This is a genomic window from Telluria sp. AZSoR62, assembly GCF_058111565.1.
The window spans coordinates 127,835-153,745 of sequence record NZ_JBYTST010000002.1 but is presented as its reverse complement, the minus strand read 5'-3'; the positions used below and the strand labels follow the sequence as shown (position 1 = coordinate 153,745).

The 25,911-nt window shown below is 68.3% G+C and carries 18 protein-coding genes; 10 read left to right on the top strand and 8 right to left on the bottom strand.

Annotated elements, in window-relative coordinates:
• The first annotated feature begins 40 nt into the window (after positions 1-40).
• From AC3XQU_RS04085 to AC3XQU_RS04065, 5 genes are all read left to right on the top strand, one after another.
• The gene (locus tag AC3XQU_RS04085) at positions 41-2,374 is read left to right on the top strand and encodes a glycoside hydrolase family 65 protein (RefSeq protein WP_489872864.1); all 2,334 of its coding nucleotides are present in this window, start codon (positions 41-43) and stop codon (positions 2,372-2,374) included.
• On the top strand, positions 2,371-3,012 hold the full coding sequence (gene pgmB / locus AC3XQU_RS04080; RefSeq protein ID WP_489872863.1) for a beta-phosphoglucomutase: 642 nt from the start codon (positions 2,371-2,373) through the stop codon (positions 3,010-3,012). The genes AC3XQU_RS04085 and pgmB overlap by 4 nt, the downstream gene beginning before the upstream one ends.
• A gap of 47 nt (positions 3,013-3,059) precedes the next feature.
• Complete coding sequence (locus AC3XQU_RS04075) at positions 3,060-4,334, top strand: MFS transporter (protein WP_489872862.1); 1,275 nt, start codon at positions 3,060-3,062, stop codon at positions 4,332-4,334.
• Between the two features lie 318 nt (positions 4,335-4,652).
• Positions 4,653-5,354 (top strand): pirin family protein, encoded by a 702-nt coding sequence (locus AC3XQU_RS04070; RefSeq protein WP_489872861.1) that lies wholly within the window; start codon positions 4,653-4,655, stop codon positions 5,352-5,354.
• Positions 5,355-5,476: 122 nt separating this feature from the next.
• A complete protein-coding gene (locus tag AC3XQU_RS04065; protein ID WP_489872860.1) occupies positions 5,477-6,418 on the top strand; it encodes a class I SAM-dependent methyltransferase in 942 nt (313 codons plus the stop codon).
• A gap of 13 nt (positions 6,419-6,431) precedes the next feature.
• Here AC3XQU_RS04065 and AC3XQU_RS04060 read toward each other — a convergent pair whose 3' ends face one another.
• Entirely contained in the window at positions 6,432-7,361 is a 930-nt protein-coding gene (locus AC3XQU_RS04060; RefSeq protein ID WP_489872859.1) for a LysR family transcriptional regulator, read from the bottom strand.
• A gap of 140 nt (positions 7,362-7,501) precedes the next feature.
• Between AC3XQU_RS04060 and AC3XQU_RS04055 the strand changes: the two genes are divergently transcribed.
• Positions 7,502-8,104 (top strand): DedA family protein, encoded by a 603-nt coding sequence (locus AC3XQU_RS04055; RefSeq protein WP_489872858.1) that lies wholly within the window; start codon positions 7,502-7,504, stop codon positions 8,102-8,104.
• A 107-nt stretch (positions 8,105-8,211) separates the two neighbouring features.
• Positions 8,212-9,270 (top strand): hypothetical protein, encoded by a 1,059-nt coding sequence (locus AC3XQU_RS04050; RefSeq protein ID WP_489872857.1) that lies wholly within the window; start codon positions 8,212-8,214, stop codon positions 9,268-9,270.
• 3 nt (positions 9,271-9,273) lie between these two features.
• Here the strand turns inward: AC3XQU_RS04050 and AC3XQU_RS04045 are convergent, their stop codons facing one another.
• The 5 genes from AC3XQU_RS04045 to AC3XQU_RS04025 all read right to left on the bottom strand — a co-directional run bounded on the left by AC3XQU_RS04045 (position 9,274) and on the right by AC3XQU_RS04025 (position 18,160).
• Complete coding sequence (locus AC3XQU_RS04045) at positions 9,274-10,197, bottom strand: diguanylate cyclase (RefSeq protein ID WP_489872856.1); 924 nt, start codon at positions 10,195-10,197, stop codon at positions 9,274-9,276.
• Positions 10,194-13,676: a hybrid sensor histidine kinase/response regulator gene (locus AC3XQU_RS04040; protein WP_489872855.1), complete on the bottom strand. Its 3,483-nt coding sequence runs from the start codon at positions 13,674-13,676 to the stop codon at positions 10,194-10,196. Before AC3XQU_RS04040 ends, AC3XQU_RS04045 begins: the two co-directional genes overlap by 4 nt.
• Positions 13,673-15,040 carry an oxygenase MpaB family protein gene (locus AC3XQU_RS04035; RefSeq protein WP_489872854.1) on the bottom strand — a complete coding sequence of 456 codons (1,368 nt, stop codon included), beginning with the start codon at positions 15,038-15,040 and terminating at the stop codon, positions 13,673-13,675. The genes AC3XQU_RS04040 and AC3XQU_RS04035 overlap by 4 nt, the downstream gene beginning before the upstream one ends.
• On the bottom strand, positions 15,037-15,849 hold the full coding sequence (locus tag AC3XQU_RS04030) for a carotenoid biosynthesis protein (RefSeq protein ID WP_489872853.1): 813 nt from the start codon (positions 15,847-15,849) through the stop codon (positions 15,037-15,039). The genes AC3XQU_RS04035 and AC3XQU_RS04030 overlap by 4 nt, the downstream gene beginning before the upstream one ends.
• A gap of 70 nt (positions 15,850-15,919) precedes the next feature.
• A complete protein-coding gene (locus tag AC3XQU_RS04025; protein ID WP_489872852.1) occupies positions 15,920-18,160 on the bottom strand; it encodes a TonB-dependent receptor in 2,241 nt (746 codons plus the stop codon).
• A gap of 277 nt (positions 18,161-18,437) precedes the next feature.
• On the opposite strand from AC3XQU_RS04025, the gene AC3XQU_RS04020 reads away from it, so the two are divergent.
• Complete coding sequence (locus tag AC3XQU_RS04020) at positions 18,438-20,270, top strand: glycoside hydrolase family 43 protein (protein ID WP_489872851.1); 1,833 nt, start codon at positions 18,438-18,440, stop codon at positions 20,268-20,270.
• On the opposite strand, the gene AC3XQU_RS04015 is transcribed toward AC3XQU_RS04020, so the two are convergent.
• A complete protein-coding gene (locus AC3XQU_RS04015) occupies positions 20,193-21,221 on the bottom strand; it encodes a DMT family transporter (protein WP_489873200.1) in 1,029 nt (342 codons plus the stop codon). The two genes, AC3XQU_RS04020 and AC3XQU_RS04015, sit on opposite strands and share 78 nt — an antisense overlap.
• A gap of 216 nt (positions 21,222-21,437) precedes the next feature.
• Here AC3XQU_RS04015 and AC3XQU_RS04010 point away from each other — a divergent pair, with 216 nt between their 5' ends.
• Complete coding sequence (locus AC3XQU_RS04010; RefSeq protein WP_489872850.1) at positions 21,438-22,598, top strand: GGDEF domain-containing protein; 1,161 nt, start codon at positions 21,438-21,440, stop codon at positions 22,596-22,598.
• Positions 22,599-23,047: 449 nt separating this feature from the next.
• On the opposite strand, the gene AC3XQU_RS04005 is transcribed toward AC3XQU_RS04010, so the two are convergent.
• Positions 23,048-24,418, bottom strand: coding sequence for a serine hydrolase domain-containing protein (locus AC3XQU_RS04005; RefSeq protein WP_489872849.1), 1,371 nt, complete (start codon positions 24,416-24,418; stop codon positions 23,048-23,050).
• A gap of 193 nt (positions 24,419-24,611) precedes the next feature.
• Here AC3XQU_RS04005 and AC3XQU_RS04000 point away from each other — a divergent pair, with 193 nt between their 5' ends.
• Entirely contained in the window at positions 24,612-25,904 is a 1,293-nt protein-coding gene (locus tag AC3XQU_RS04000) for an extracellular solute-binding protein (protein WP_489872848.1), read from the top strand.
• Positions 25,905-25,911 lie beyond the last annotated feature (7 nt).

Sequence of the window (25,911 nt, the reverse complement as noted above, 5' to 3'; positions counted from 1 at the left end):
TGCCGCTGCCTTTGGGTGCGGCCGAGACGAGGAAACTGAAGTGGAAAATGTTATCGATAACATCGGAGTAGGCTCGCTGCGAGCGGATCCCTGGTGCATCCGCGAGGATGGAATTGATCCGGCACGGGCGTTTCACCACGAGACCCTGTTCGCACTGGGGAACGGCTACATCGGCATGCGCGGCACGCACGAGGACATGGCGGGCCAGCCCGGCAGCACGCTGGAAGGCAGCTACCTGAACGGCTTCCACGAGACCGAAGCGATCCACTATCCCGAGAACGCCTATGGCCTGGCGCGCATCAACGAGTTCATGCTCAACGTACCGAACGCGAAATGCATGGCGGTCAGCGTGGACGGCCAGCGCCTTGGCCTGGAAACCGCCCGCATCGTTTCGTACGCGCGCAGCCTGGACTTCCGCCAGGGCGTGCTGGTGCGCACGGTGGACTGGGAGCTCGCCGGCGGGAAGCGCCTGCGCATCGAGAGCCGGCGCCTGGTGTGCTTCGGCCGCAAGCACGTGGCTGCCATCGACTACCGTGTCACGCCCCTGAACTTCGGCGGCGCCGTGCGCATCGAAGCGAGCATCGATGCCGCGGTGACCAACATGCAGGCGGGCGACGATCCGCGCGTCGGCTCGGCGATCACCGGCTCGGCCTTGCTGGACGAGGGCCGCGAAGCGACCGATCGCGGCCTGGTGATCACCCAGCGCACCCGCAACAGCGGCTTCCTGCTGGGCACCGGCATCGCCTGCGCCGCATCCGGCGTCGCCACCATCGCCGGCTCGGCGTGCGCCGATGGCCGCGCCTTCGAGGCGAGCCTGGCCCAGGGCGAGACCCTCACCGTCCACAAGTACATCGCCTACGCCAGTTCGCGCGACGTCGCGCGCGACGATGTCGCGCCCCTCGTGCGCAGCGAACTCGATCGCGCGCTGCAGGACGGCTTCGCCGCCCTGGCTAGCGAACAACAAGCCTACCTGGCCGACTTCTGGGCCCAGGCCGACGTCGAGATCGCGGGCGACGACGCGCTGCAGCAGGGCGTGCGCTTCAACCAGTACCACCTGCTGCAATCGGTCGGCCGCGACGGCAAGACCAATATCGCCGCCAAGGGCGTGACCGGCGAAGGCTACGAGGGGCATTATTTCTGGGATACCGAGATCTACGTGTTCCCGTTCTTCCTGTTCTCCAAGCCCGAGATCGCGCGCGCGCTGCTGCAATACCGCTACGCCGGCCTGCCGAAGGCGCGCGAGCGGGCCCGGCAGATGTCGCACGCCAAGGGCGCGCTCTACCCGTGGCGCACCATCGCGGGCGAAGAATGCTCGGCCTATTACCCGGCCGGCACCGCCCAGTACCACATCAATGCCGACGTGGCCTATTCGATCCGCCTGTACCTGATGGCGACCGGCGACTTCGACTTCATCGCCCAGTACGGCGCCGAGATCGTGCTGGAAACGGCGCGCATCTGGACCGGCATCGGCAGCTACGACCGGGAAGGGCGCTTCTGCATCAATGCGGTGACCGGCCCCGACGAATACACGGCGGTCGTGAACAACAACTACTACACCAATGCGATGGCCTGCATGCACATGGCCTTTGCGGCGGACGTCGCCGAACGCCTGCGCGCCGAGCGTCCGCATGATTGGAAGCGGATCGCCGCCGCCATCGGTTTGGAGGACGCTGAAATCGCGGCCTGGCGCGCCGCCTGCGCCGACATGCGCCTGCCTTACGACGAGGCGCTCGGCATCCACGAGCAGGACGACAGCTTCCTGTCGAAGAAGCCCTGGGACTTTGCGAATACGCCGGCCGAGAACTATCCGCTGCTGCTGCATTACCACCCGCTGGTGATCTACCGCCACCAGGTCTGCAAGCAGGCCGACGTGGTGCTGGCGCTGCTGCTGCTGTCGGACGAATTCCAGATCGACGACAAGCGCCGCGACTTCGATTTCTACGAGAAGGTGACCACCCACGATTCGTCGCTCTCGACCTGCATCTTCAGCATCATCGCGGCCGAAGTGGGCTATGCCGACAAGGCCTACCAGTATTTTCTCGAGACCGCGCGCCTGGACCTGGACAACACCCACGCCAACACCCAGTACGGCGTGCACACGGCGGCGATGGCCGGCACCTGGCTGGGCGTGGCCTACGGATTTGCCGGCATGCGCCTGACCAGGGATGGCCTGCGCTTCGCCCCGGCGCTGCCGGCCAAGTGGCAGCGCTACGCCTTCCGCGTGCACGTGCACGGGGGGCTGCTGGAAGTGGCGGTGGACGCCACCGCCACCAGTTACCGCCTGGTCAGCGGCGAGGCGCTCGCGTTCACCCATCACGGCGCGCACGTCGCGCTGTCGCAGGCAGCACCCTTCCAGCGCATGGAGTCCGCATGAACAAGTACAAGGCAGTCATCTTCGACCTCGACGGCGTCATCACCGACACCGCCCACTACCACTACCTGGCCTGGCGCCGCCTGGCCGAATCGGAAGGCCTTCCTTTCGACGAAGCCTTCAACGAGCACCTGAAGGGCGTCGATCGCATGGGCTCGCTCGAACTGATCCTGGCCCAGGGTTCGCGCAGCTATACGCAGGATGAAAAACTGGCGCTGGCCGAGGCCAAGAACCGCCACTACGTGGAGCTGATCGCCACCATGACTCCAAGCGACGTGCTGCCCGGCGTGCTGCGCGCATTGGACCAAGTGCGCGCCGCCGGCCTGGGCATCGGGCTGGCCTCGGTCAGCAAGAACGCTTTCACGGTGCTGGACAAGCTGGGCATCCGCGACCGGTTCGACGAAGTGGTCGACGCCGCCCTGATCGCCAACAGCAAGCCGCACCCGGAGATCTTCCTGACCGCGGCGCGCCAGCTCGGCGTCGCGCCCGCGGACTGCCTGGGCGTCGAAGACGCGGTGGCCGGCGTGGCCTCGATCAAGGACGCCGGAATGGTCGCGGTAGGCGTAGGCAGTCCGGAAGTCTTGCGCCGGGCCGACTTCGTGATCCCCTCGATGGCGCAGTTCAGGCTCGACGATTATTAAGAATTCGTAGCTAATCCACGCATAATGACAACCATTCAGGAGACAGCGTGAATAATAAAACCGGCCAGCGTCCGATACTGCTGGCGCTCTTCCTCATCTACTTCGTGTTCGCCATCCTGCTCAACAGCGTCGGCACGGTGATCCTGCAGGTGATCAACAACTACGGGGTCGACAAGGCCTCGGCCAGCATGCTCGAAGGCTTCAAGGACCTGCCGATCGCGATCGTGTCTTTTGTGGTGGCCTCGAGCATGCAGCGCATCGGCTACAAGCGCGCCATGCTGGCCGCGCTGGCGATCGTCGCCTGCGCCACGCTGGCCATGCCGCTGGTGCCGGCCTTTGCCACCGCCAAGCTGCTGTTCCTGTGCGTGGGCGTGGCCTTCGCGCTGGTGAAGGTGTCGGTGTATTCCACCGTCGGCCTGGTCGCGCAGGACCGCAAGCAGCACGCGGGCATCATGAACAGCCTGGAAGGCTTCTTCATGGTCGGCGTGCTGAGCGCCTACTGGATCTTCGGCGCCTTCATCGACTCGACCAACCCGGCCTCGACCAGCTGGCTGAACGTCTACTGGTTCTTGTCAGGCCTGTGCGCGCTGACCTTCGTCCTGGTGCTGTTCACGGCCTTCGACGAGAGCGAGGCGATCCCGCTTGCAAGCCGCGGGCCGGTGGCGGACTTCTTCGACATGCTGCGCCTGTTCCTGCGTCCGCTGGTCTGCGTGTTCGTGATGACGGCCTTCCTCTACGTGCTGGTGGAGCAGGCGGTCGGCACCTGGCTGCCGACCTTCAACAACGAGATCCTGAAACTGCCTGCGGCGATGAGCGTGCAGGTGACCAGCATCTTCGCCCTGTGCCTGGCCGTGGGCCGCCTGTCGGCGGGCGTCGTCATGCGCCGCCTGAACTGGTTCCCGGTGATGGTCTTTTGCGTGATCGCCATGGGCGCGACCGTGCTGATGGCGCTGCCGCTGGCCCAGAACATCGCGCACGACCCGAACGTCGGCTGGACCACGGCGCCGCTGGCCGCCTTCGTCTTCCCCCTGATCGGCCTGTTCATGGCGCCGATCTACCCGGGCATCAATTCGGTGATGCTCAGCTCCCTGCCGAAGCACCAGCACGCGCCGATGACGGGCCTCCTGGTGATCTTCTCTGCGCTGGGCGGCACCACCGGCTCGATGGTGACGGGCTATGTGTTCGGGCGCTACGACGGGCAGTTCGCGTTCTACCTGACCCTGGTGCCGATCGCGCTGATGCTGGTGGGACTGTTCTTCTTCCGGCAGCAGGTCGAGCGCAGCAATGCGCTGGCCGGCGCCCAGGCTGCTGAAGCTGCCTGAACCCGTAGGGTGGGCAAGTCCCTTGCCCACGCGCCTATCCATCTGATGAGCAATCGCTCTTGCTGCTCAACCGTGATTTGAACGCCTGGGCAGGAAACCTGCCCACCCTACGGGACAGCGACGGCGCCAGGATGTCTTCATCACCCCCATGATCGAAAAATTCGATCAAAGCCCCTGAAATTATCCGTTTTTCAAGCCCGCCCGCGCCGCGCATAATGACTCCATCGCATCGAACAAACGGCCGCGGGGCAGCAGCAGACAAGACAGCCCCGCGATAATCGAACGGTTCGATGGTCAACCCCATACCAGGAGAACACCATGTTGAACGTACGTAAAAGCAATGAGCGCGGCGCCGCCAGTTTCGGTTGGCTCAAATCCCAACACAGTTTCTCGTTCGGCCATTACCAGGATTCGAAGCACATGGGTTTCGGCCCGCTGCGGGTGATCAATGAAGACCACGTGGCCCCGGGCCGCGGCTTCGAGTCGCACGGCCACCGCAACATGGAGATCATCTCCTATGTGCTCGATGGCGCGCTGGAGCACAAGGACAGCATGGGCAACGGTTCGGTGCTGCGCTACGGCGACGTGCAGCGCATGAGCGCCGGCAGCGGCGTGGTGCACAGCGAGTTCAATCACTCGAAAACGGAGGGCGTGCACTTCCTGCAGATCTGGATCGAGCCCAACACGGTGAACGAAGCGCCGGGCTACGAAGAGAAGCATTTCGACGCCGCCTCCAAGCAGGGCCGGCTGCGCCTGATCGCTTCCAACGACGGCCGCGACGGCTCGGTGTCGATGCGCCAGGATGCGTCGATCTACGCCGCCATCATGCACGGCGACGATGTGCTGACCCACCCGCTGGCTGCTGGCCGCCAGGCCTATGTCCACGTGATCCGGGGCAGCGCCAGCGTCAACGGCGTGGACCTCGCCGGGGGCGATGCGCTGAAGGTCACGGCGGAAGAGGCCGTGCAGCTGGCAGGGGCCCGGGACGCCGAGATCCTGGTGTTCGACCTGCCGCAGTAAGCAGGGAAGGAGGGGCGCGCCCGCCGCGTTCCTCCTGAATTGGCATGGCTGCGCCGTTTGGACTACTATTGCCCAGTCCCGGGCAAGGACCCCATCGACTCCACGAGCCAGAGGAGAGCGGCATGCCAGACTCGACCCAACCGATCCTGGTCCAGCGCGACCGTTGTCCCGGTTGCCAGCGCGACGCCGGCAAGCTGCTCTACAGCGAGCCGCTGGACAGCCCCGCCATCCGCCGCTACATGCAGGAGCACTACGAGGGCCGGGTCGAGCGCGCATTTGCCGGCTACGACTACCAGCTGGCCCGGTGCGGACACTGCTCGCTGGCCTACCAGGCCCTGGTGCCTGCTGCCATACTCCTCGAAGAGATCTACGACCGCTGGCTGCCCGCTACCGAGCGCGCCGCGGTGGCCGCCCGCTTTGCCCTCGACGATTACCGCTACCTGGCCGGCCAGGTCGAATTCGTGCTGGCGCATTTCGGCCTGCGGCCATCCGAGCTCAAGGCGCTGGACTTCGGCTTCGGCTGGGCCGAGTGGTCGAAGATGGCCAGCGCCTACGGGGTCGACGTCTGCGGCGCGGAACTGTCGCAGGTGCGCATCGCGTATGCGCAATCGGTCGGCATCCGCATCGTCGACGGCGAGGCCCTGCCGGAGCGCGCCTTCCACTTCATCAATACCGAGCAGGTCTTCGAGCACCTGCTCGAGCCGGGCAGGGTGCTCAGGCAGCTCGCCGCGGCGCTGCGTCCGGGCGGGCTGGTGAAGATCAGCGTGCCCGACGCCGGACGCGCCATCCGCAAGCTGCTGGACGCGAAGACCTTTGCCGCCCTCGGCAAGGACGACATCATGCCGCTCGCACCCTTCGAGCACATCAACGCCTTCACCCATGCGTCGCTGGTGGCGATGGGGCGCGAAGCGGGCCTGGCGCCGCTGCGTCCTTCGCTGCGCAAGCTCTATAACGGCAGTTCCGGCTGGATGGAGCCGAAGGCGGCGCTCAAGGCCCTGGCGCGGCCGCTGTACCGGCACGTCTACCCGAAAAGCACCTTCGTTTATTTCGCCCGTCCTGCCTGAAGCGGGCAGGGTATCAGCCGGGAACCTGCACGCAGGGCCGCGCGATCATGCGTGTAAAGGGCGAATCGGCGCGCATGCGCTGCAGCCACCAGGACAGCGCCGCGCCTTCCTCGCCGCTGCGCCAGGCCAGGTAGAAGGTCTCGTCCGGCTTGGGCTCGACCACGGCCTTTTCCACCAGCAGCCCGCTTTGAATAGCGGGCCGGGCCCAGGCCTCGGGCAGGAAGCCGAAACCCAGTCCCTGCAGCTGGAAGGCGTACTTGGTTTCCATGTCGGGCACGGTCAAGGTGTCCTGGCCGAACAGCAGGCCCACGGTGCGCGGTCCCAGCTGGCGCGCGGAGTCCGAGACGGCGACGGCGCGGTAGGGCAGCAGGTCGGACTTGTCCAGCGGGTGCGCCAGCGCAGCCAGCGGGTGGCAGGGCGCCACCGCGAACACGAAGGCGCTCGAACCGATCGGTTCGGCGGTATAGCCGCCTCCGGAGGGACCTTCGCCGGCCGCGCCCACCAGCAGGTCGACGCGGCGGTCAAGCAGGGCATCCCAGGTCCCGGACAGCACTTCGCGCACCAGGCGCAGGCGGGTCTGGTCGGCTACCGCATAGAAGGCTTCGATGTCCGGCTGCAGGGCGGAGGGACCGAGCATCGAATCCATGCCGATGGCCAGTTCGGTTTCCCAGCCGGAGGCGACGCGGCGCACGCGCGACTCGAGGTCGCCTGCGGCGCGCAGCAGGTAGCGGCCTTCCTTGAGCAATTCCTTGCCGGCAGGGGTCAGCGCCACTTTCGGACCGAAGCGGTCGAACAGCCGCACGCCGAGGTCCTCCTCGAGTTTGGATACTGTGTACGAGATGGTCGACGGCACCCGGAACAATTCCTTGGCGGCGCCCGCGAACGAACCCTTGCGGGCGATGGTCTCGACGATCTCGAGTGCGTCCAGGCTAAGCTTGAGCAATTGCAGTCCCTAGGGTGGTCAAGCGCCCATGGTACCGAAGTTGTGGCAACTCTGCCATTGCCTGACCGGCATCTGGCGAGCGCAGGCGTTCTTGACAAGATGGTATGTTGCGGGTTGCACCGTTAGTGGAGTCTTGCCTCATGTTCGAATTCATCACCAAGTTCCTCGAGTCCAGCGGCTACCTGGGCGTGTTCGCCCTGATGGCCCTGGAAAACATCTTCCCGCCCATCCCGTCGGAATTGATCATGCCGTTCGCCGGTTTCGTTGTCGCCAGGGGCGACCTGAGCCTGGCCGGGGTGCTGATCGCCGGCACCGCCGGTTCCATCGCCGGCGCCTTGCCCTGGTATTACGGCGCCCGGATCTATGGCAAGGAACGCCTGAAGAAGTTTGCCGACCGCCATGCGCGCTGGATGACGGTGACCGCCGAGGATGTCGACAAGGCCATTGCCGCGTTCGACCGCCACGGCCGCTCGGTGGTGCTGTTCGGGCGCCTGATTCCCGCCATCCGTACCCTGATCTCGGTACCGGCCGGCCTTGCCTGCATGTCGCTCGGCCAGTTCCTGCTGTATTCGACGATCGGCTCGCTGGCCTGGACCGGGGTGCTAACGGCCGGCGGTTTCCTGCTGGAGAGTAATTACGAGCAAATCGGTAAATACATCGACCCGGTCTCGAAAATCATCTTCGGCGTCCTGCTGGCCTGGTATCTCTACCGCGTGGTGACCCACCGCCCGGCCAAGGCCTGAGCGCCGCACAGGAGGAAGACGGGGCCTGTGGCGCGCCTGCCGCACGCGACTACCCACGCTTGCGCGCCTTGGGCTACACTCGGCTTGTTCCACAGCAGGCCACCGCCATGAAAAACCGTTTGTTGGAAGACATCGGCGACAGCCAGTCCGGCCCATCGGCACAGGCTGTCCGCCGGCTGCGGCCGGCCGCGCCGCCGCCCGAACCGCCACCGGAGCCGGCGCCGCCCGAGGCTGCGCCGCAGCCGCGCGCGCGGGCCGCGGTCTGGCGCAGCCGCGAAACCTTGCGGCCGGCAGCCGCGCCCGATCTGGCCGAACCGGCCGCGGCGCCCGAGCCGCCCGCACCGGTACCGCCTGTACCGCCGCCGCGCGCCGCCGGCATCCCACCCTGGCCCGCATCCTTTTCCAGCCGCGAGCCGGACTGGCCGATCCCGCCCGCCGGCGAGCCGGCGCCCTGGTTCGAGCGCTGGGGCCGCAAGGCGCTGGGCTGGGGCGTGGCCGCCGTCGCCGTAATGGCCGTGGCCGGCGCCGCCACCTGGATGGTTCGCGAGACCCAGGTCCAGTCCACGCTCGCGGTGGTGGCCGGGAATTCGCCCGTCAAACTTGCCGCGCCCGCGCCCGTGCCGGCTGCTCCCGCGCCGGTCGCGGAAGCCGCGCCTGCCTGGACCCCGCCGCCGCTGCGCATGCTCCCGCCGTCCACCGAGCCTGCCACGCCAGCTGCAGAGGCGCCCGCCGTGGCCGCGGCCCCGGTTGCTGACCCGCCCAGTCTTGAAGAAACGCCGGACGTCGTTGCTCCGAAAGCCGCAGCTGCACCGAAGGCGAAGCGCGCCCCCGAGCGCCGTGCCGCCGCTGCTCCAGCCAAGAAAAAGCCGGAGCGCCGTGTTGCCGCCGCCCCGCCGAAAAAGGCGCGCCCTGCGCCGGACCTGTCGTGGGCCGAGCGCGAGCGCGAGCGCCTGCTGGCGCAGACCCGGGCGCGCGCAGCGAGCACCCCTGCGCGCCCGGCGCCGCGCGAACAGCCCGAGCCGCCGCCGCCCCAGGGCCAGCAGGCCGGCGCCGAGGCGCCTTTGTCGGAAACCCTGCGCCTGTGCCGCGCGGCCGGCTACCACGCCGCGGCCTGCATGAAGCGCGGCTGCGAAGCGACCCGCTTCGGCCTGGTCTGCCGCGGCTGAGCGCTACGGAGCCTGGACCTCGTTGCGCCAGACGGTGCGGTTGCGTCCCGACTGCTTGGCGCGGTAGAGATGGGTGTCGGCCGCCTCGAACAGCTCGCTCGATTGCTCGCGGCTGTCCGCCAGCAGGGTCGCGCCGCCCACGCTCACCGTCAGCACCGGCGCCACGCCGGACGCCTCGTGCGGGATCATCAGCTGGGCGATGCTGGCGCAGATGCCGGCCACCACCGACTGCGCCGCTTCGGCATCGGTCTCGGGCATGAGCAGCACCAGTTCCTCGCCGCCGTAGCGCGCCGCCAGGTCGGCCGGACGGCGCATGCCGGCAGCGGCAAGGCGGGCCACGGCGCGCAGCACGCGGTCACCGGCCGGGTGGCCGTAGCGGTCGTTGAACTGCTTGAAGGCGTCGATGTCGAGCAGGGCCAGCGACAGCGGCTGGCCGTTGCGGCGCGCGCGCTGCCATTCGAGCTCGTACACTTCGTCGAAGCGGCGGCGGTTGGCCAGCTCGGTCAGGCCGTCGATGTTGGCCAGGCGCTCGAGCATCCTGCGCTGGCGCACCAACTGCAGGTGCACCGCCACGCGCGCCATCACCACGCTCGGGTTGAACGGCTTGGTGATGTAGTCGGCCGCGCCCATCTTCAGGCCATTGGCTTCGTCCTCGGGCCGGTCCAGGCCGGAGATGAAGATCACGGCGATGTGCGCGGTCTGCGGGTCGGCGCGCAGGCGGCGCAGCACCTCGTAGCCGTCCATGTCCGGCATCATCACGTCGAGCAGGATCAGGTCGGGCGCATGGCGCGCCGCCCGCTCCAGCGCCTGGGCGCCGTTCTTGGCCAGCAGCAGGGTGTATTCGGGCTTGAGCAGTTCGCCCAGCACGTCGCGGTTGATGGCGTCGTCGTCGGCCACCAGCACTTTTTGCATGTCGCTACCGTTCATGCGCGGTCCTCCTCGCGGGCGTCCAGGGCGCGGGCCAGGCTGGACAGCGGCGGGCGCGCCGCCGCGTATTCGATGTCTTCCACCGCGCGCCGGATCGCATCCAGCGCCTCGGCATGGGCGGTGCCGGCCAGCAGCAGCTGCAGCTCGGCCAATGCATCCTCGGCGCGGGCGTCGTCGTCGGCCAGGAAGCTGTCCAGGCGCGCCATCACGTCGCGCAGGCCGTCGGTTCCGGCATCGGGCTGCAGCGGCACCGCGGCCAGGCGCGCCAGGCCGCTCAGCACCGTCTCGCTGGAGCGCACCAGCACCGGCACGCGCGCACCGAGCAGGTCGAGCTGGCCGGCGCGCAGGTCCTGCTCGACGCGGCCGGCCTGGGCCGACAGTTCGAAGGCGCCAACATAGGCCGCGCTCGATTTCAGGTTGTGCGCCAGCGACTGCAGGCGCGCATAGTCGCCCGAGGCCAGGGCTTCGCGCAGGATATGGGGGGCGTTGCCGTACTCGCGCACGAAGCTGCCGGCGCGCTTTTCCAGGCGCTTGCGCTGCCCGTCCACGCCGGCCAGCGCCGCCTGCCAGTCGATGCCCTGGACCACCGGCAGCGGCGGCCACGCGCTGTCCGCGGCCGCCAAGGCCGGGGCGGCCGCTGCCGCCGCCGGCAGGCTGCGTCCGGCCAGGCGCGCCGGGTCGATCCACTTGAGCAGCGTGCACAGCAGCAGGTCGGGGTCGATCGGCTTGACCACGTGGTCGTTCATGCCCGCGGCCAGGCTGCGTGCGCGGTCTTCGGGCAAGGCATGCGCGGTCATGGCGACGATCGGCAAGTCGCGCAGGGACTCGATCGCGCGGATCGCGCGGGTGGCGCCCAGGCCGTCGAGCTCGGGCATCTGGATGTCCATCAGCACCAGGTCGTAGTCGCCGGCGGCGGCCATGCGCACGGCTTCCACACCGTCCAGGGCGACGTCGACCTGGATCCGGCTTGCCGCCATGAAGTCGATCGCGACTTCGCGATTGTTGGCGTTGTCTTCGGCCAGCAGGATGCGCGCGCCGTCCAGGCGCGGCAGCTCGCGGGCGGGCAGCACCGGCAGCGGATGCACGGGGTGCGCGTGCGCGGCGGGCTGCAGCACCTGCAGCAGGCTGTGGTAGAGCAGGGCCGGGCCGACCGGCTTGTTCAGGTAGCCGTCCAGCGGCAGCTCGCCTTCCTGCTGCTGCACCGATTCGCGCGAACAGGCGCTGACCATCAGGATCGCCACCGGCGCCGCGCCATCGGTCCCGGCGCGGATGCGGCGGATCGTTTCCACGCCGTCCAGGCCGGGCATCATGTAATCCATCAGCACCACCTGGTAGGGCGTGCCGGTCGCCGCCGCGCATGCCAGTTGCGCCAGGCATTCCTCGCCCGAGCCGGCGGCGTCGGCGTTGACGCCGAAGCCGCCCAGCATCTCGACCAGCGCCGCGCGCGCGCTGGCGCAGTCGTCCACCACCAGGGCGCGCAGCTGCGCCAGCGAGGCGCTGCGCGGGACCGCACCGGCTACCGGCCCCGGGACATCGGCCACGCCCAGCGGCAGCTCGAAGCTGAAGCGGCTACCCTGGCCGGGTGTGCTCGCCACGCTGATACTGCCCTGCATGAGTTCGACCAGCTGCTTCGAGATCGACAGGCCCAGGCCGGTGCCGCCGTACTTGCGGGTGGTGGAACTATCGGCCTGGCTGAAGGACTGGAACAGCCGGCCCACCTGCTCCTGGTCCATGCCGATGCCGGTGTCGCTGACCGCGAACAGCAGGCTGACCGTATTGCCTTCGCGCCGGCGCAGCTCGACCGAGACCACGATCTCGCCGCGCTCGGTGAACTTGACGGCGTTGCCGGTAAGGTTGAGCAGCACCTGGCCGAGCCGCAGCGGGTCGCCCACCACGCGCTCGGGCACCCCTGGACCGACCCGGAACACCAGCTCGATGCCCTTGGCGTCGGTGCGCAGCCCGCTCATGTTGGCCAGGTGCTCGAGCAGGTCGTCCAGCGCAAACGGCACCGCTTCGAGCGCCAGCTTGCCGGCCTCGATCTTGGAAAAATCGAGGATGTCGTTGATGATGCCCAGCAGGTGCTCGCTCGCGCCCAGGATCTTGCCGAGGTAGTTGCGCTGCTTGGGGTTGGTTTCGGCCATCAGCGCCAGGCGGCTCATGCCGATGATCGCGTTCATCGGCGTGCGGATCTCGTGGCTCATGTTGGCCAAAAACTCCGACTTCATGCGGGTGCCCGCTTCCGCGCGCAGCATCGCGGCCTGCATGGCCTGGGTGCGCAGTCCCAAAATGCGCATGAACACCACCATGTCGAAGGTGGCGCCGAACTGCAGCGCGTGCATGGTCCAGAAGTTGGCAGGCAGTGTGCCGTTGATCATCTGGGACGACACCAGCGCGGCCCCGAAGCTCACCGCCCAGCCCACCAGCAGGTAGGTGCCGACCGAGTCGCCGCCGCGCATGCGGCGGTAGGCGCCGGGCAGGCCGAGCAGCATCGGCAGGATGCCCAGGCTGCTCACCAATACCACCAGGGTCTTGTGGCCGATCAGGTCCGCGCCGAAGGCGACGGCGCCAATCACGCACACCAGGGCGCCCATGCGCATCAGGCGGCTGAAGACGCGGTCCATGCCGGGGCGCGTGAGCAGGTGGTCGATGAACAGGTAGGCGCCGCAGGACGCCATGAGCGACAGGATGCCGGCCGCGTGCAGGTTCAGCCACACGTTCCCCTGCCAGAAATACTGGTTGGCGATGCCGAACCAGCATGCCGAATACAGGGTGACGCTGCCGACCAGCAGCGCGTACTTGCCGAACAGCGCGTCGCGCAGGTTGATCCACTGGCCCAGGCTGTAGAGGAACATCGTGAAGCCCAGCCCGAACAGCATCCCCTGCAGCAGCTGCTCGGTGAGCGAGGCGCCATGGAAGGCGTTGGGCTGCCAGAAGGTGACAGGCACGATCTTCGGGCCTTCGGTGTCGACGCGCAGCAGCACGGTGTGCGCCATGCCGGGAGCGAAGCGCACCGCGAGCGCGGGCGAAGGCCCGCCCAGCGCGGTGCCGGCGCCCGGCTGGTTCTTGCCGGTGACGGCCACATGGCGCAGCCTGCCGCCGGTCTCGACATAGACGTCCATGCGGTCGATCAGGGCGAAATCGGCCTGCAGCACCCAGGTGTCCGGGGCATTGGCGGGAGCGAAGACGGGAATGCGCATCCAGACCACGCCGGGGAGCACGCCGAGCGTGGCGCGGGCCGACTGCGGCCGGGTGTAGGCGTCCAGCGCAGCCAGGGCGGCGGCAGGATCGAGCTTGCCCTCGGGGTCGTTCAGCACCGACAGCCGGTCCCAGGCCTCGACCTTGTCGGCGCCGGCGCCCAGCGTCAAGGGCGCAAGCGCCGATGCGGCCTGCGCCGGCGGCGCAAGGAAGGCGCAGCATGCGACCAGTGCCAGCAGGTGGATGGCGGCCCAGCGGCGCACCAGGCGTGCAATGCAGTTCATGCTTGTCCTTTCTCTGGCGCCGGCCGTCCGGCCAGGCGCGCCTCGAGCCTGTTCAGCCATCCTGGGGCCTGCGGGTCATGGCGCCAACCAGAGGTGACGGCCGTGACCTGGCCGAGCAGGGCGTCGGGCAGCTTGAGGGGCCGGGTCTGGTCCATCAGGAAGCGCGTCACCAGCCGGTAGCCGAAGGCGCGCGTGAGCATGCGGGAAATCGAAAAGCCCGGGACGACCAGGCGCACCAGCGCATCGAACAGGCGCGTAGCGCCCATCCCGGCCGCGAACAACGCGCGCGCAAGGAGCGACACGCGCTGGGTCAGCGCCAGGTCGCTGCTCGCGGCGGGTCCGCACAGCCGGCGCGTCAGCAGCACCGGGAAAGGCTTCAACAGGCGCAGCGGGATCTCCCGCTCCATCTCCTGCATCAGGGCGGCGGCCAGCTGCGGGCGCGGGTCCGGCGTGAGGCTCGACGCGCGTCCATGGGCCTGCAGGGATGCGAACAGCACCTGCGCCTCGTTCATCGTCGAGGCCATCAGGCCGCGGTCGATGCCGAGCACGTGGCCCAGCACATTCCACGCGTGCAGGTAGGCTTCCTCGTCGGCCTGGGGCAGGCCCAGGCCCAGCGTGCGCATCGCGCGCAGGAAGACATAGCCGAAGGTCAGCAGCGTGTAGGCCAACTGCTCCTGGTTGCAGGGCAGGCCGTCGCGCGCGCTGTCCCAACCGCCCGCATACAGGGCCGCGTACATGCCGTGGGTGGCCGGCGCCTGGGGCGCCAGGGGCGGGCGGCTCTCCGGTGCGGCGGGCACCGGCCCGCGCAGGATCAGGTAACGGATGGTCGCATGGATCAGCCGCACCTTGATGGCCTGGGCCACACCGGCGCCGGCGGGCGTTCCCAGCCCGCCGCGCAGCATGACCGGGAAGATCATGGCGGCGGTGGAGCGGATGCGGTAGTCGGTATGCTGCTCGAGCTGGCCGGCCGCATGCAGCACGGCCGACAGGTCGGGCAGCACATAGCATTCGGGCAGGCTGGCGCAGAACAGCAGGGTGCAGGACAGCATGCTGGTGTCCATGAAGACCTCCTCGGCGCGCGCGACCGCCGCCGCATCCATCCAGGCGGGCAGCAGGCGCGCCTCGCGCACATAGGCTTCCAGCGCCGCCGCGATCGCCGGATCGCAGTCGCTGCCGGCGCGCCAGCCGTCCAGCGTGGCGTTGCTGTCCCAGCCACCGAGTGCGCGGTTGACGGCGCCGATGCGGCGCATCATCTGCTCGTGATCGGCGCCGGCCAGGATGCGGGCGATGGAGTCGTCGGCCAGCGGGTCGGCCCGCATGGCCGGCGCGGCCAGGGCGGTGGCCGCCGGAAGGTCGCGCTTCATGCCGCGCCTCCTGGCGCGCCGCGCCAGCGTCCCATTCCGCACAGCGCCGACAGCAGCGGGATACCCATGGCGAACAGCGCGATGGTGCGGGTTTCCACCGGGTCGCCCACGGCCACCTGGAACAGCATCAGGCCGCCGTACAGGCCAAGCGGCACCAGCACGTCGCGCTTCGTGTGCGCCGCGCCCGGGCGTGTGGCCGACCACTTGCGCAGCGTGAGGCGGAACAGGAACACGATCGCAAAGGAGACCAGCATCCAGCCGGCGAAGCCCTGGACGGTCTCGCCGAACCAGTCGCCATCCTTCATGGTCATGGTCCAGGCCTTGAGCTTGTACACCATGTAGGGATCGGCCCCGAGGTCATAGGCGGTGACGATCAGCGCGGCCAGCAGCGACATGGTGGCCGACTGGCCCAGCGGCGCGGCGCCGTCGCAAGGGGTTTGCCACACGATCAGGTTGGCCAGCACATAACCGACATAGCTCAGTGCAAACCACATCAGGGGAATCACGAAGGGCACCGCGCCCACGCGCGGCCCGAGCACCTCGGTATAGGTATAACTGCCGAAGAACCAGCCGTAGGTGGTGCCCAGCTGCTCGGCGCACCAGCCGACGATCACGGCGATCGCCACGAAGCGCAGTGCCGGTCGCGCGCCCAGCAGGTGGGCGGCGCTGGCCCAGCAGCAGCCGAACATCAGGAGCGAACTGGCCACGATCAGCTGGGTCGTGCCGCTCCAGCCGCGCAGGAGCAGCGTCAGGAGGAAGGCGGCCAGCGCCCCACCGGCGATGCGGGACAAGAGCTTCGGTGACTGCATGATCGGTGTTTCCTCTCTGCGCGCTGCCCGCGCGCGACGTGTTGCGACGTGTCGTAGTGGTGCGGCCTGCTCAGAAGCGGTAATCGATCCTCAGGTCGACTGTGCGCGGGTCGCTCGGCGTGGTCATGCCGAAGCTGTCGATGGCGATCGGCCGCACGTCGTTCTCCAGATTGCGCACCCGCGCCAGCACGTTCCAGGCAGCGCCCTGCGGCTGCCAGCCGAGACGCAGGTCGGTCGCGGTGTGCGAGGGGATGCGGTAGCTCAGGGCCTGGGTGGGGACGGCGATGACATAGTCGCTGCTTGCGCGCGCGAACACGCCGGCGGTGAGCTGTCCGCCCGCGACGGCGAAGCGGTGGTCGTAGCCGAGGGTCGCGACCCGGCTCGGCGCGCGGTCGAGTTTGCGGCCGGCCCAGGAGCGCACGCCGTCCGGCTTGTAGGCGTCGTAGTGGGCATCGAGCAGGGTCAGGCTCCAGGCCAGGCTGCCTTTGGCCAGCACCTGTACTGCGCCGTCGAGCTCCAGGCCGCGCACGCTGGCAATACCCGCGTTGCCCGTCACGAAGCGCGGCGCGCCCTGCAGGATGGCCACGCCCGACAGCTGCAGGTTGGTGTAGTCGTAGTCGAAGGCCACCGCATTGAGGGTGGCGCGCCCGCCTGGCAAGCGGGTGCGGGCGCCGATCTCGATCGAGCGCAGGGTCTCCGGCTGGTAGAACAGGGTCGCGGACGGCACCGCGATCGCCGCCGGGCAGGCGATGCCCAGGGCCGCACTGCCGGCCGCGCAGCCGTCGTTGAAGCCGCCCGCCTTGTAGCCGGTGGCGATGCTGGCCCAGGCCAGCGTATTGGCGCCGATGTCGGCATCCAGGCCGAGGCGCCAGGTGGTCTTGCTGGTCGAGATCTGCGCCGCATTGAGCATGCGCAGGTCGGTGGCCGGGTTGAAAGTCGCGGCCAGCTGGAAGTTGGTCGAGCCGATGCGCGACTTGTCGTCGTGGGTGGTGCGCGCACCCGCGGTGGCGCGCAGCCAGTCCGCCACGCGCCAGGTCAGCTGGCCGAAGGCGGCGCGGCTGTCGGCTTTCGTCGGGCCGGACGGGAACACGTAGTACGGCGGCAGGCCAAGCGGCTGCAGTCCACGGAAGCCATAGGTGGTGTGCGACTCTTCGCTGAAATAGTACAGGCCGGCCTGGCCGCTCAGACGGCGCGCCGTGTCGGTGGACACGCGCAGCTCATGCGAGTCCGCCCGGTTCTTGCCGGTGTAGAGGTTGTGCACGCCCAGCGCGAAGCCCGGGGCCACGCGGTAATAGTAATTGACCAGCATGTCCTGGTCGAAGCGGCGGTGCGAGCCCAGGTAGGTGAGGGTGGCCGGACCGAGCTTCCATTCGAGCTGGACGCCGATGCCGCGCGCGCGCTTTTCGTTGTAACCCTGTTCCGGCGCCGCGTACGGGGGCCGGAAGGCGTTGGTCAGGCGCGCGTCGGTGCTGCCCGCGCGCCAGGTCGGGGCGCCGGTCGAGATGCCGTCGTAGAAATTCGTGTCCGGCACGAAGCGGTCGTTGTTCTCGGAAGCGCGCCCATGGTCGTAGCGCAGCAGCAGCGAAGCATCCTGGCCCAGCGCGAGCAGGGCCGACAGGCGCGCACTGCGCTCGTCCCGGTCCAGTCCCAGTTCATAGGGCGTGCCCTGGGCATTGTGCAGGTAGCTGTCGTGACGCTGGCCGGCGACCGCCGCGCGCAGGGCCAGCGCCGGGCTGACCGGGACGTTGACGGTGGCGTTGAACTTGCGGCTGCCATGGGTGCCGGCTTCCAGTCCGGCGCTGCCTTCGAGGCGCGCGGTCGGCAGGTTCGAGATGACATTGATCACGCCGGCGGTGGTGTTGCGGCCGTACAGCGTGCCCTGGGGGCCGCGCAGCACTTCGATACGGTCGACGTCCAGGAAAGCGAAGGTCTGGGCCGGCCCGCGCGGGATGTACACGCCGTCGAGCAGGAAGGCCGCCGACGGGTCGCCCTTGTCGGTGGAATCGGCACTGGTCACGCCGCGGATCGTGATCCGCAGGCCTTCGGCGGCCTGGTCGAGATGCACATTCGGCAGGCGCTTGCCCAGCTGGGCGGGACTGTCGCTGCCTTCCATGACCAGCTGTTCGCCGCCGACCACGCTCAGGGCCAGCGGCGTGCGCGACACCAGGGTCGGCACGCGCGTGGCCGTGACGACGACTTCGGCCGGTGCCTCGGTGCCCGTGGCTTGCTGCGCGCCCGCATTGGCCGACACGATGCCTGCCACCGCCGCTGCCAGCAGCGTCGGCTTCAGGCGAAACTCTTTCTTGCTCATGAAACTGCCCCTGATCTTCTTTTATACCCGCACCGGAATGAATGACGGGGTGCGTGCCGGCGGGCTCGTCTGGACCGCAGACGGTAGACGCGCCGGGAATGCTGAGCGTGTAAGTCTATCAGCACATGATTACGGGCAATAGTCCTACATGAGTTTCAATTTACAAAATATGCTTGCCTAGCAACAATCGGGTCATCATCCTGTCACCCGTGCGCCGTAGCACGTCCGAATCGATTATTTTTTGCCAATAAGAACGAATCGATCACAGGAGACCGCCTTGACCCTGTACCTGCGTTGCAAATACGTGGCGCTGCCCGCCATCCTGGCCGGCTGTACCGCGCTGTCCGCCCTTGCGCAAGCAGCCGCACCCGCCGCCGGCAAGTCCTACACCAATCCCGTGTCCCTGCGCCTGGGCGACGGCAGCCTGGCCGAGAGCTGCGCCGACCCGTCGCTGCTGCGCGACCGCACGACCTCGCCCGCGACCTGGTACATGTACTGCACGATGGACCCGGTGAATTACAAGGAGCGCGAGGGCAAGGGATGGAAGTTCCACATGATGCCGGTCTACCGCTCGGTGGACCTGGTGAACTGGTATTTCGTACGCGATTCCTTCGACCAGCGCCCTAGCGGCATCGCAGCCCCGAAGGCCGGACTGTGGGCGCCCGAACCGGTCTACCAGAACGGCAGCTACTACCTGTATTTCACGGTCACCGACGTGGCCGATGCCCACAGTCCGGAAAAGGGCTGCGAATCGGACAGCGCGATCGCGGTTGCGACCAGCGCCTCGCCGGCCGGGCCCTGGAAGGCCGCGCCGCAGCTGGTGGTGCCGCCACGCCGCTCCAGCGCGGGCTGCAACTTCCACTGGACCTTCGACCCGGATGTGGTCGAGGACGCCCAGGGCGATCGCTGGCTGTATTACGGCAGTTATGGCGGCGGCATCTACGTGCAGCGCCTCGCGCGCGACGGGCTGAAGGTCGAAGGCGATCCGGTGCGCATCGGCGCGGCCAACCGCTACGAGGGCGCGGAGGTGGTGCGGCATGGCAGCCACTGGTACCTGTTCGCGTCGAGCACCGACTGCTGCCGCGGACCGCTGACCGGCTACGCGCTGTATGTGGGGCGCGCCGCCAGCCCCGAAGGCCCCTTCCTGGACCGCCAGGGCAACGACATGGCCGCCGCCCGCGTGGGCGGCACGCCGGTGCTGGCGCAGAACGGCAACCGCTGGATCGGCGCCGGCCACAACACCGTGTTCCAGGATGCCGCCGGCCAGTGGTGGACCTTCTACCATGCGGTCGACCGCGACAAGGGCTATTTCAGCGTCGAGGACAAGCTCACCAGGCGTCCGCTGCTGCTGGACCGCATCGACTGGGTCGACGGCTGGCCCGTGATCAATGGCGGGCAGGGGCCGTCCGACAGCGCGCAGCCGCGGCCGGCAGTGCGGCCCGGTCCCTTGACCGCGCCGCCGCCGCGGCCAGCCGCGCCTGCCGCCACGCTGCTGTGGCAGGACCGCTTCGAGGGCGAGCGGCTCGACGCGCGCTGGAGCTGGGTGCGTCCCGGCGCCGCCGGCAGCGTCGCCGGCGGCCAGCCCGGCCTGCGCATGGCCACGCAGGACGCCGACCTGCACGTCGACACCAATATCGCCACGGTGCTGGCTACCGCGCTACCGGAGGGCGACTTGCGCATCGAGGCGCGCATCCGGCTGGACGCGCCGCTCGAATGCTGCGGCAAGCCAGTGCAGGCGGGACTGGTGGTCATGCGCGACGACGACAACTACGTGAAGCTGGTGGAACTCGCCCACGACGGCCTGCGCCAGGTGGAGTTCGGCAAGGAGCTGGCGCCGGTCGGGCCCGGCTATCCGCGCTACGGCAATACGGTGGTGGGCACGCCCGGCGAATGGACCTGGCTGCGGATCGACATCCGGCGCGCCGCGGCTGGGTCGAAAGACGAGGAGCGCTACACCGCCTGGTCCAGCCAGGACGGCCAGGCCTGGGTGCAGGGCGGCACCTGGACCCACCGCCTGGGCAGCGGCGCCAGGCTAGGACTGGTGGCGATGGGCGGCGCCGGCCACGCCGTCACCTTCGGCCAGGTCGCCGTGTCCCGCCTGAAGCGCTGAGGCCTCGAAGGCCAGCGCTTCCTGGTCGCCGGCGTGCAGGCGCACCGACCAGGTCACGCCCGCGACCAGCAGCGCGATCGCCGCGATCTCCAGCGGCCGCGGGCCGTGGCCGCGGTAGAGGAAGCCGTAGAGCAGCGCGAACAGGGTTTCGAACAGGATCAGCTGCCCGGAGAGCGTGACCGGCACCCGGCGGCTGGCCACGTTCCACAGGTGGTTGCCGATCACCGAGGCGCCCAGCGCGAGCAGGGCGTTGCAGGTCCAGAACAGGGTCCAGTTGCGTTCCGGGGAAGCCGGTTGGATGTCGCCGGAGGCGAGCGTCCACGCGAATGCGCCGGCGCCGAGCAGCAGCGCGACCACGCCGGTCGACAAGCCATACAAGGCCGACCACTGGGCGCTGGAAAACTGCGGATTGCGTTTCAGGTAGCGCGCATTGTCGACGGCGTACCAGCTCCAGCACAGCAGGGCGCCTGTCGCGCACAGCACGCCCAGCGCGATGTCTCCGTTGGACTGGCTGGCGCCGGCGTGCCTGAAGGTGTCGACGTTGATGCAGGCGATGCCCACGCCGACCAGCAGCAACGGCAGCGCCAGGCGCCGCAGCGGCACCGCGCCGTGGTCGTTGCGCCCCAGGAGGGTGACGACGACCGGCAGCATGCCGATAATGAGGGAAGTCGGCGCCACGCCCGCATACTTCACGCCCATCGCCAGCAGCATGTAATAGACGAGGTTCCCGGCCAGCGCATGGCGCAGCAGGGCGGCATAGTCGGCGGGGAGGAGGGTGGCGAACAGGGACGCCAGGCGCGGCAGCAGCAGGCCGAAGGCCATGGCGCCATAGGCGACGTAGCGGCCCACGGCCAGCTCCAGCGGCGAGAAGGCCCCCAGGAATTCGGGCGCGATGAACACCAGCCCCCACATCGCACCGGCCAGCAGGCCGCACAGCACACCCATCCACATACGTCGCACCAGCACAAAGGAGCGATTCTACCGCGCCGGCCGGGATGCGATTGCCTTTGCTTTGGCGTTGGCCGCAGCGCCGGAGAGCGCCGCGTTCCGGCTTAAGTGATTGTTGCAACAATCGATTGACTGTTGCGTTGAAACTTACACGAATTTCTTTACAGCAAGGCAAGAACTCGCTACAGTCGGCCTGTCCCGTCGCTCGCCTTCCCCCCAATGTCCACCTTGCAGTCTCCCGACGCCATCGCCCGCTGGCGTGGTGAATTCGCTTCCCCCAGCCTCGAATCGGCCTTCCTGCGCGACCAGGGCGGCGTCATCCAGCATGAGCTGACGCGTACGCTGTCGTTTTGCGCAGTGTTCTATCTCGTCTTCGCGCTGGTCGACGTTGCCCACCTCGGCAGCAGCTGGCAGACGCTGGCCTTGTTCATCGCGCGCCTGACGATTGCCTTGGTCGCCCTGGCCGGGATCGTGCTGACCCGCCGCAGCGCCAATCCCGCCGCTACCGGCTATCGCGCGGCCACCGCGTTCACCACCCTTGCCATGCTGTCCTTCCTGCTGGTGACGTACTCCCGCGGTGAACTGCAACTCCACGGCATGTCGATGGCGATCATGCTGACGATCGTCTACCTGTTCATCCCGAACCGCCTGGTCAACGCCACCGTCGTTGCGGTCGGGGCCAGCGCCGGTTTCCTCGCCGTTGCGTATGCCGTCGACACCGTCAGCCCGCGCCATCTGGGGACCATGGCGCTGCTCCTGCTGCTGGCAAACCTGTTCGGCGCCGCCGCTGCATACCGGGATGCACGTGCGGCGCGGCGGCAGTACTGGACCCAGCAGACCCTGATCGACCAGTCCGTGCGCGACCCCCTCACAGGCGCCTTCAACCGGCGTTACCTGAACACCGGCCTGCTGGAAAACGAAATCGACCGCGCCCGCGCCGAGGGCGGCGCGCTGACGCTCATCATCTGCGACCTGGATGGCTTCAAGGCCATCAACGATACCCACGGCCACCAGGCCGGCGACGTGCTGCTGCAGGATTTTGCGGCGCTGCTGTTGTCGATGACGCGCGAGGGCATCGATACGGTCGTGCGCTATGGCGGCGAGGAATTTCTGCTGATCCTGCCCGACACCGGGCCCGCCGAGGGGCACGCGCTCGCGGAGCGCATGCGCGTCGCCGTGTCCGAGGCAGCCAGCCTGCACGGCCATGTCCGGATTTCCGCCACCGCAAGCTTCGGTGTGGTCAGTGCGCGCTTTGCCCGCGGCGCGCCGGCCATGGCGGGCCATGTCCTGATCGCGCAAGCCGATGAATTGATGTACGGCGCCAAGCGCAGTGGCCGCAACCGGGTACACGCGGCGCAGTGGCTCGCCGCCGAGGTGTAAGCAAGGGCCGGACAGCCCTGGGGTTGCGCAATCGTGCTTGCCGGTCCTCGCGACGCAGCGCCACGCACGCTCGCAAGCACGGCGCGGTGCCTGGACAGGTAGAATCGAACCGTCCCCAACGCCCCGCCCGTCATGACTGCGGACCTTTCATTCCTCGACAATACCGGGTCAGCCGGCCGCGGGATCGCGCACATGGATTGGAGTGCGCATCCACTTGGGCCTGTCGCCTGCTGGCTCCCCCCGCCTTGCGCACGGCGGTGCGCATCGTGCGTAAATGTCCGCGCATGGCCTTGGATTCAACCGATCTGGCGCAGTCCACGATCCTAGCGCCTGGTGCCGGATAAGTCGCAGCGGGCCGCTTGTCCCTGCTTATTTTGTGAGCTTATCGCGTCATGACATAGTTTTTGGTTAGTGACGACCTGGATGAGTGCGCCACATCCGCCAGGTCCTCACTCCGGCGAAAAGTTCAGCGCACTGAACTTGCCATCCTTGTCCACCGCCAGCGACACCAACAGCGTCTCCTTGTCGTAGCCGAAGCGGTAGCGCAAGCGACGTCCCGCCGCTTCTTCGTTGCGCGACAGCAGCTCGACCGAGCCCAGCTTGCCGGCTTCGCCCAGGGCTTCGACCACGCGCGCCAGCACGGCGGGCGTGAGCTTGGCCGCGAGTTGCGCATTCGCGCCGGCAGGCGTCTTGCCCGCGGCCAGGCTGGCCATGGCCTCGCGCACCGAGGCCGTCAGGCCTGGCTCTGGATCGGCAATCGCCTTCGGCGGCGCATCGAACAGCGCCGGGACGTAATGCGCCGCCACCATGTCGGCGAACTTCGACGGCCGCGCCGAATCCGAGTTGGCCAGGATGACCACCGTGAGCTTGTCGTCCACGTAGCGGCACAGCTGGGCGCGGAAGCCTTGCCAGGCGCCGCCGTGCGAGATGTGGCGTCGTCCCTTCACGGTATCGACAAACCAGCCGTAGCCATAGGGCGCGTTGCTGCCGTCGTTGAGCCTGGCCGGGGTGAACGTGGCCTGGCGCAGGCGCGCGTCGAGGATGGTGTCCCCATACAGGGCCTGGTCCCAGCGCAGCAGGTCGCGCGCGGTCAGATACAGGCTGCCGTCGGCGGTCGTGTTCAGGCGCGGCGCGACCCAGGCCTGGTTGCGCAGGGCGCCTGCCTTCCATTCGTAGCCGGCGGCGCGGTGCGGGATGATGTCGGCTTCGCTGATCACGCGGGTCGACATGCCGAGCGGAGCGAAGATGCGCTCGCGCAGCTGCTCGCCGTAGAACTTGCCGCCGGCGCGGTTGGCGATGAAGCCCAGCAGGTGGTAGCCCATATTACTGTAGGCCCACTTCTCGCCCGGGGCGAAGCGCACCGGCACGGTCGCTTCCAGGGCGATTAGTTCGTCGTCCGTGTAGTCCTTGCGGAAGTCGATGATCTCGTAGGGGTCGCCCAGTCCCGAGGTATGCGACAGCAGGTGCCGGATCGTGATCTTTTCCCAGCTGGCCGGCGTGGCGGGCAGGTGGCGCGAGATGGGGTCGTCGAGCGTGAGCTTGCCGTCCCGCTCCAGGAGCTGGATCAGCGCCGCGGTAAAGGTCTTGCCCACCGAGCCGGACTGGAACACCGTTTGCGGCGTCACCGGCACCTGGTGCTCCACATTGGCCAGTCCATAGCCGCGTTCCTTGATCACCTTGCCGTCCTTGAGCACGAGTACGGACAGGCCCGGCACATGGCGGCGCTTCATTTCCTGGAGCAGGGCGTCGTCCAGGCGGTCGGCACGGGCAGGGGAGATGAAGAGGGTGGCGGACAGCAGGGCGAGGCAGGCAAGGCGCATCGAAACTCCAGGGCAGGGTGAGCCAGGATCATAGCGCCTGGCGGGCGGCAACAGCGCGGCCGGCCGCATTTCATGCCGCATGCATGCGCGCCAGGCTGTCCGCGGCGGTTCAGGAAGACGCCCACGGCTAATAATTATTTGTTAGTATTAATTCATACAACAGGCATCGGCCCGGAACGACCAGGAGACAAGCTTGACCCCAACCACGGTGCGCCTTGCCGGCATTGCGCTCGCGACGGTGTTTGCCAGTGCCCCGGCCTGCGCGCAGGTCGAAGCGCGCATGTGGACGCTGCTCAGCGGCGGCGACGGCGCGCGCATGGCCGACCTGGTCGGGCGCTTCAACGCCAGCCAGCGCGAGGTGCGCGTGGTCAGCACCACGCTCAAATGGGGCGAGCCCTTCTACACCAAGCTGATCACCTCCTCGGTGGTCGGCGCCGGGCCAGACCTGGCCACCGTCCACCTCTCGCGCATGACCAACCTGGCCGGCGGCGGCGTACTGCGGCCTATTCAAGCCGGCGAGCTGCAGGACGCCGGCCTGAATCCGGCAGACTTCTACCCCCGGCAGTGGAACAAGTCCCAGCACGCGGGCAAGACCTATGCGGTGCCGCTCGACCTGCACCCGCTGGTCCTGTACTACAACAAGACGCTGGTCGGCAAGGCCGGTCTGCTGGACGACTCGGGCAACCTCAAACCCATCCAGGGGATCGACGCGCTGACCGATGCCTTCCGCGCCGTCAGGCAAACGACCGGACGCCCCGGCATGACGATGGAAAGCAGCCAGAGTTCGTATGCGATCTGGCGCCTGTGGGTGTCAATGCTGGCGCAGCGCAACGTGCCCCTGATCCAGAACGGCCGCTTCACCTATGGCGCGGCCGGTGTCGATTCGCTGGCGCGCGTGTCGTACTGGTTCCAGCAGGGTTATGCCCAGCCGGGCCTGGACTATCCGGCCTCGACCAGCCAGTTCATGGGCGGCAATGCGGGCTTCATGATCAACGGGGTGTGGGAAGTGCCCGAAATGGTGCGCGCGACCCGGAAGGGCACGCTCGGCTTCGAGTACGGCATCGTGCCGCTGCCGCGCATGTACGCAAACGACAGCGTCTGGGCCGATTCGCACGCCTTTGCCATTCCCGCCAGCGAAGGCCGCCCCATGTCGCCGGAAAAGGCGCGCGCGGTCATGCGCTTCGTCGCGTTTGTCAGCAAAAACTCTTTCGGCTGGGCCGAGGGCGGCCACGTGCTGGCCTACCGGCCGGTGGCCGAGTCGCCAGCGGCCATGGCCCTGATGCCCAACCGCCTGTATGCCGAGGTGCCGCGCCACGTGATCTACGATCCGGACGCCTGGTACATGGGTGCGGCCGGGCCGCTGGAGGCGATGGCGTCGAAATTCCTGCCGGCTGCGCTGTCGTCCCAGCTCACGCCCGCGCAGGCACTGCGCATGTTCGAGACCGAGGCGGCGCGCCTGGTGCGCAAGCGCGCTCCCCGGTACTAAGCCTTGA

What these genes read in the sequence shown, in the direction of transcription:
- AC3XQU_RS04005 (WP_489872849.1), bottom strand. Translation starts at nt 24,418, where the DNA reads ATGCGCCTTGCCTGCCTCGCCCTGCTGTCCGCCACCCTCTTCATCTCC.
- AC3XQU_RS04070 (WP_489872861.1), top strand. Translation starts at nt 4,653, where the DNA reads ATGTTGAACGTACGTAAAAGCAATGAGCGCGGCGCCGCCAGTTTCGGT.
- AC3XQU_RS04030 (WP_489872853.1), bottom strand. Translation starts at nt 15,849, where the DNA reads ATGCAGTCACCGAAGCTCTTGTCCCGCATCGCCGGTGGGGCGCTGGCC.
- AC3XQU_RS04010 (WP_489872850.1), top strand. Translation starts at nt 21,438, where the DNA reads ATGTCCACCTTGCAGTCTCCCGACGCCATCGCCCGCTGGCGTGGTGAA.
- AC3XQU_RS04050 (WP_489872857.1), top strand. Translation starts at nt 8,212, where the DNA reads ATGAAAAACCGTTTGTTGGAAGACATCGGCGACAGCCAGTCCGGCCCA.
- AC3XQU_RS04065 (WP_489872860.1), top strand. Translation starts at nt 5,477, where the DNA reads ATGCCAGACTCGACCCAACCGATCCTGGTCCAGCGCGACCGTTGTCCC.
- pgmB (WP_489872863.1), top strand. Translation starts at nt 2,371, where the DNA reads ATGAACAAGTACAAGGCAGTCATCTTCGACCTCGACGGCGTCATCACC.
- AC3XQU_RS04045 (WP_489872856.1), bottom strand. Translation starts at nt 10,197, where the DNA reads ATGAACGGTAGCGACATGCAAAAAGTGCTGGTGGCCGACGACGACGCC.
- AC3XQU_RS04025 (WP_489872852.1), bottom strand. Translation starts at nt 18,160, where the DNA reads ATGAGCAAGAAAGAGTTTCGCCTGAAGCCGACGCTGCTGGCAGCGGCG.
- AC3XQU_RS04015 (WP_489873200.1), bottom strand. Translation starts at nt 21,221, where the DNA reads ATGTGGATGGGTGTGCTGTGCGGCCTGCTGGCCGGTGCGATGTGGGGG.
- AC3XQU_RS04040 (WP_489872855.1), bottom strand. Translation starts at nt 13,676, where the DNA reads ATGAACTGCATTGCACGCCTGGTGCGCCGCTGGGCCGCCATCCACCTG.
- AC3XQU_RS04035 (WP_489872854.1), bottom strand. Translation starts at nt 15,040, where the DNA reads ATGAAGCGCGACCTTCCGGCGGCCACCGCCCTGGCCGCGCCGGCCATG.
- AC3XQU_RS04055 (WP_489872858.1), top strand. Translation starts at nt 7,502, where the DNA reads ATGTTCGAATTCATCACCAAGTTCCTCGAGTCCAGCGGCTACCTGGGC.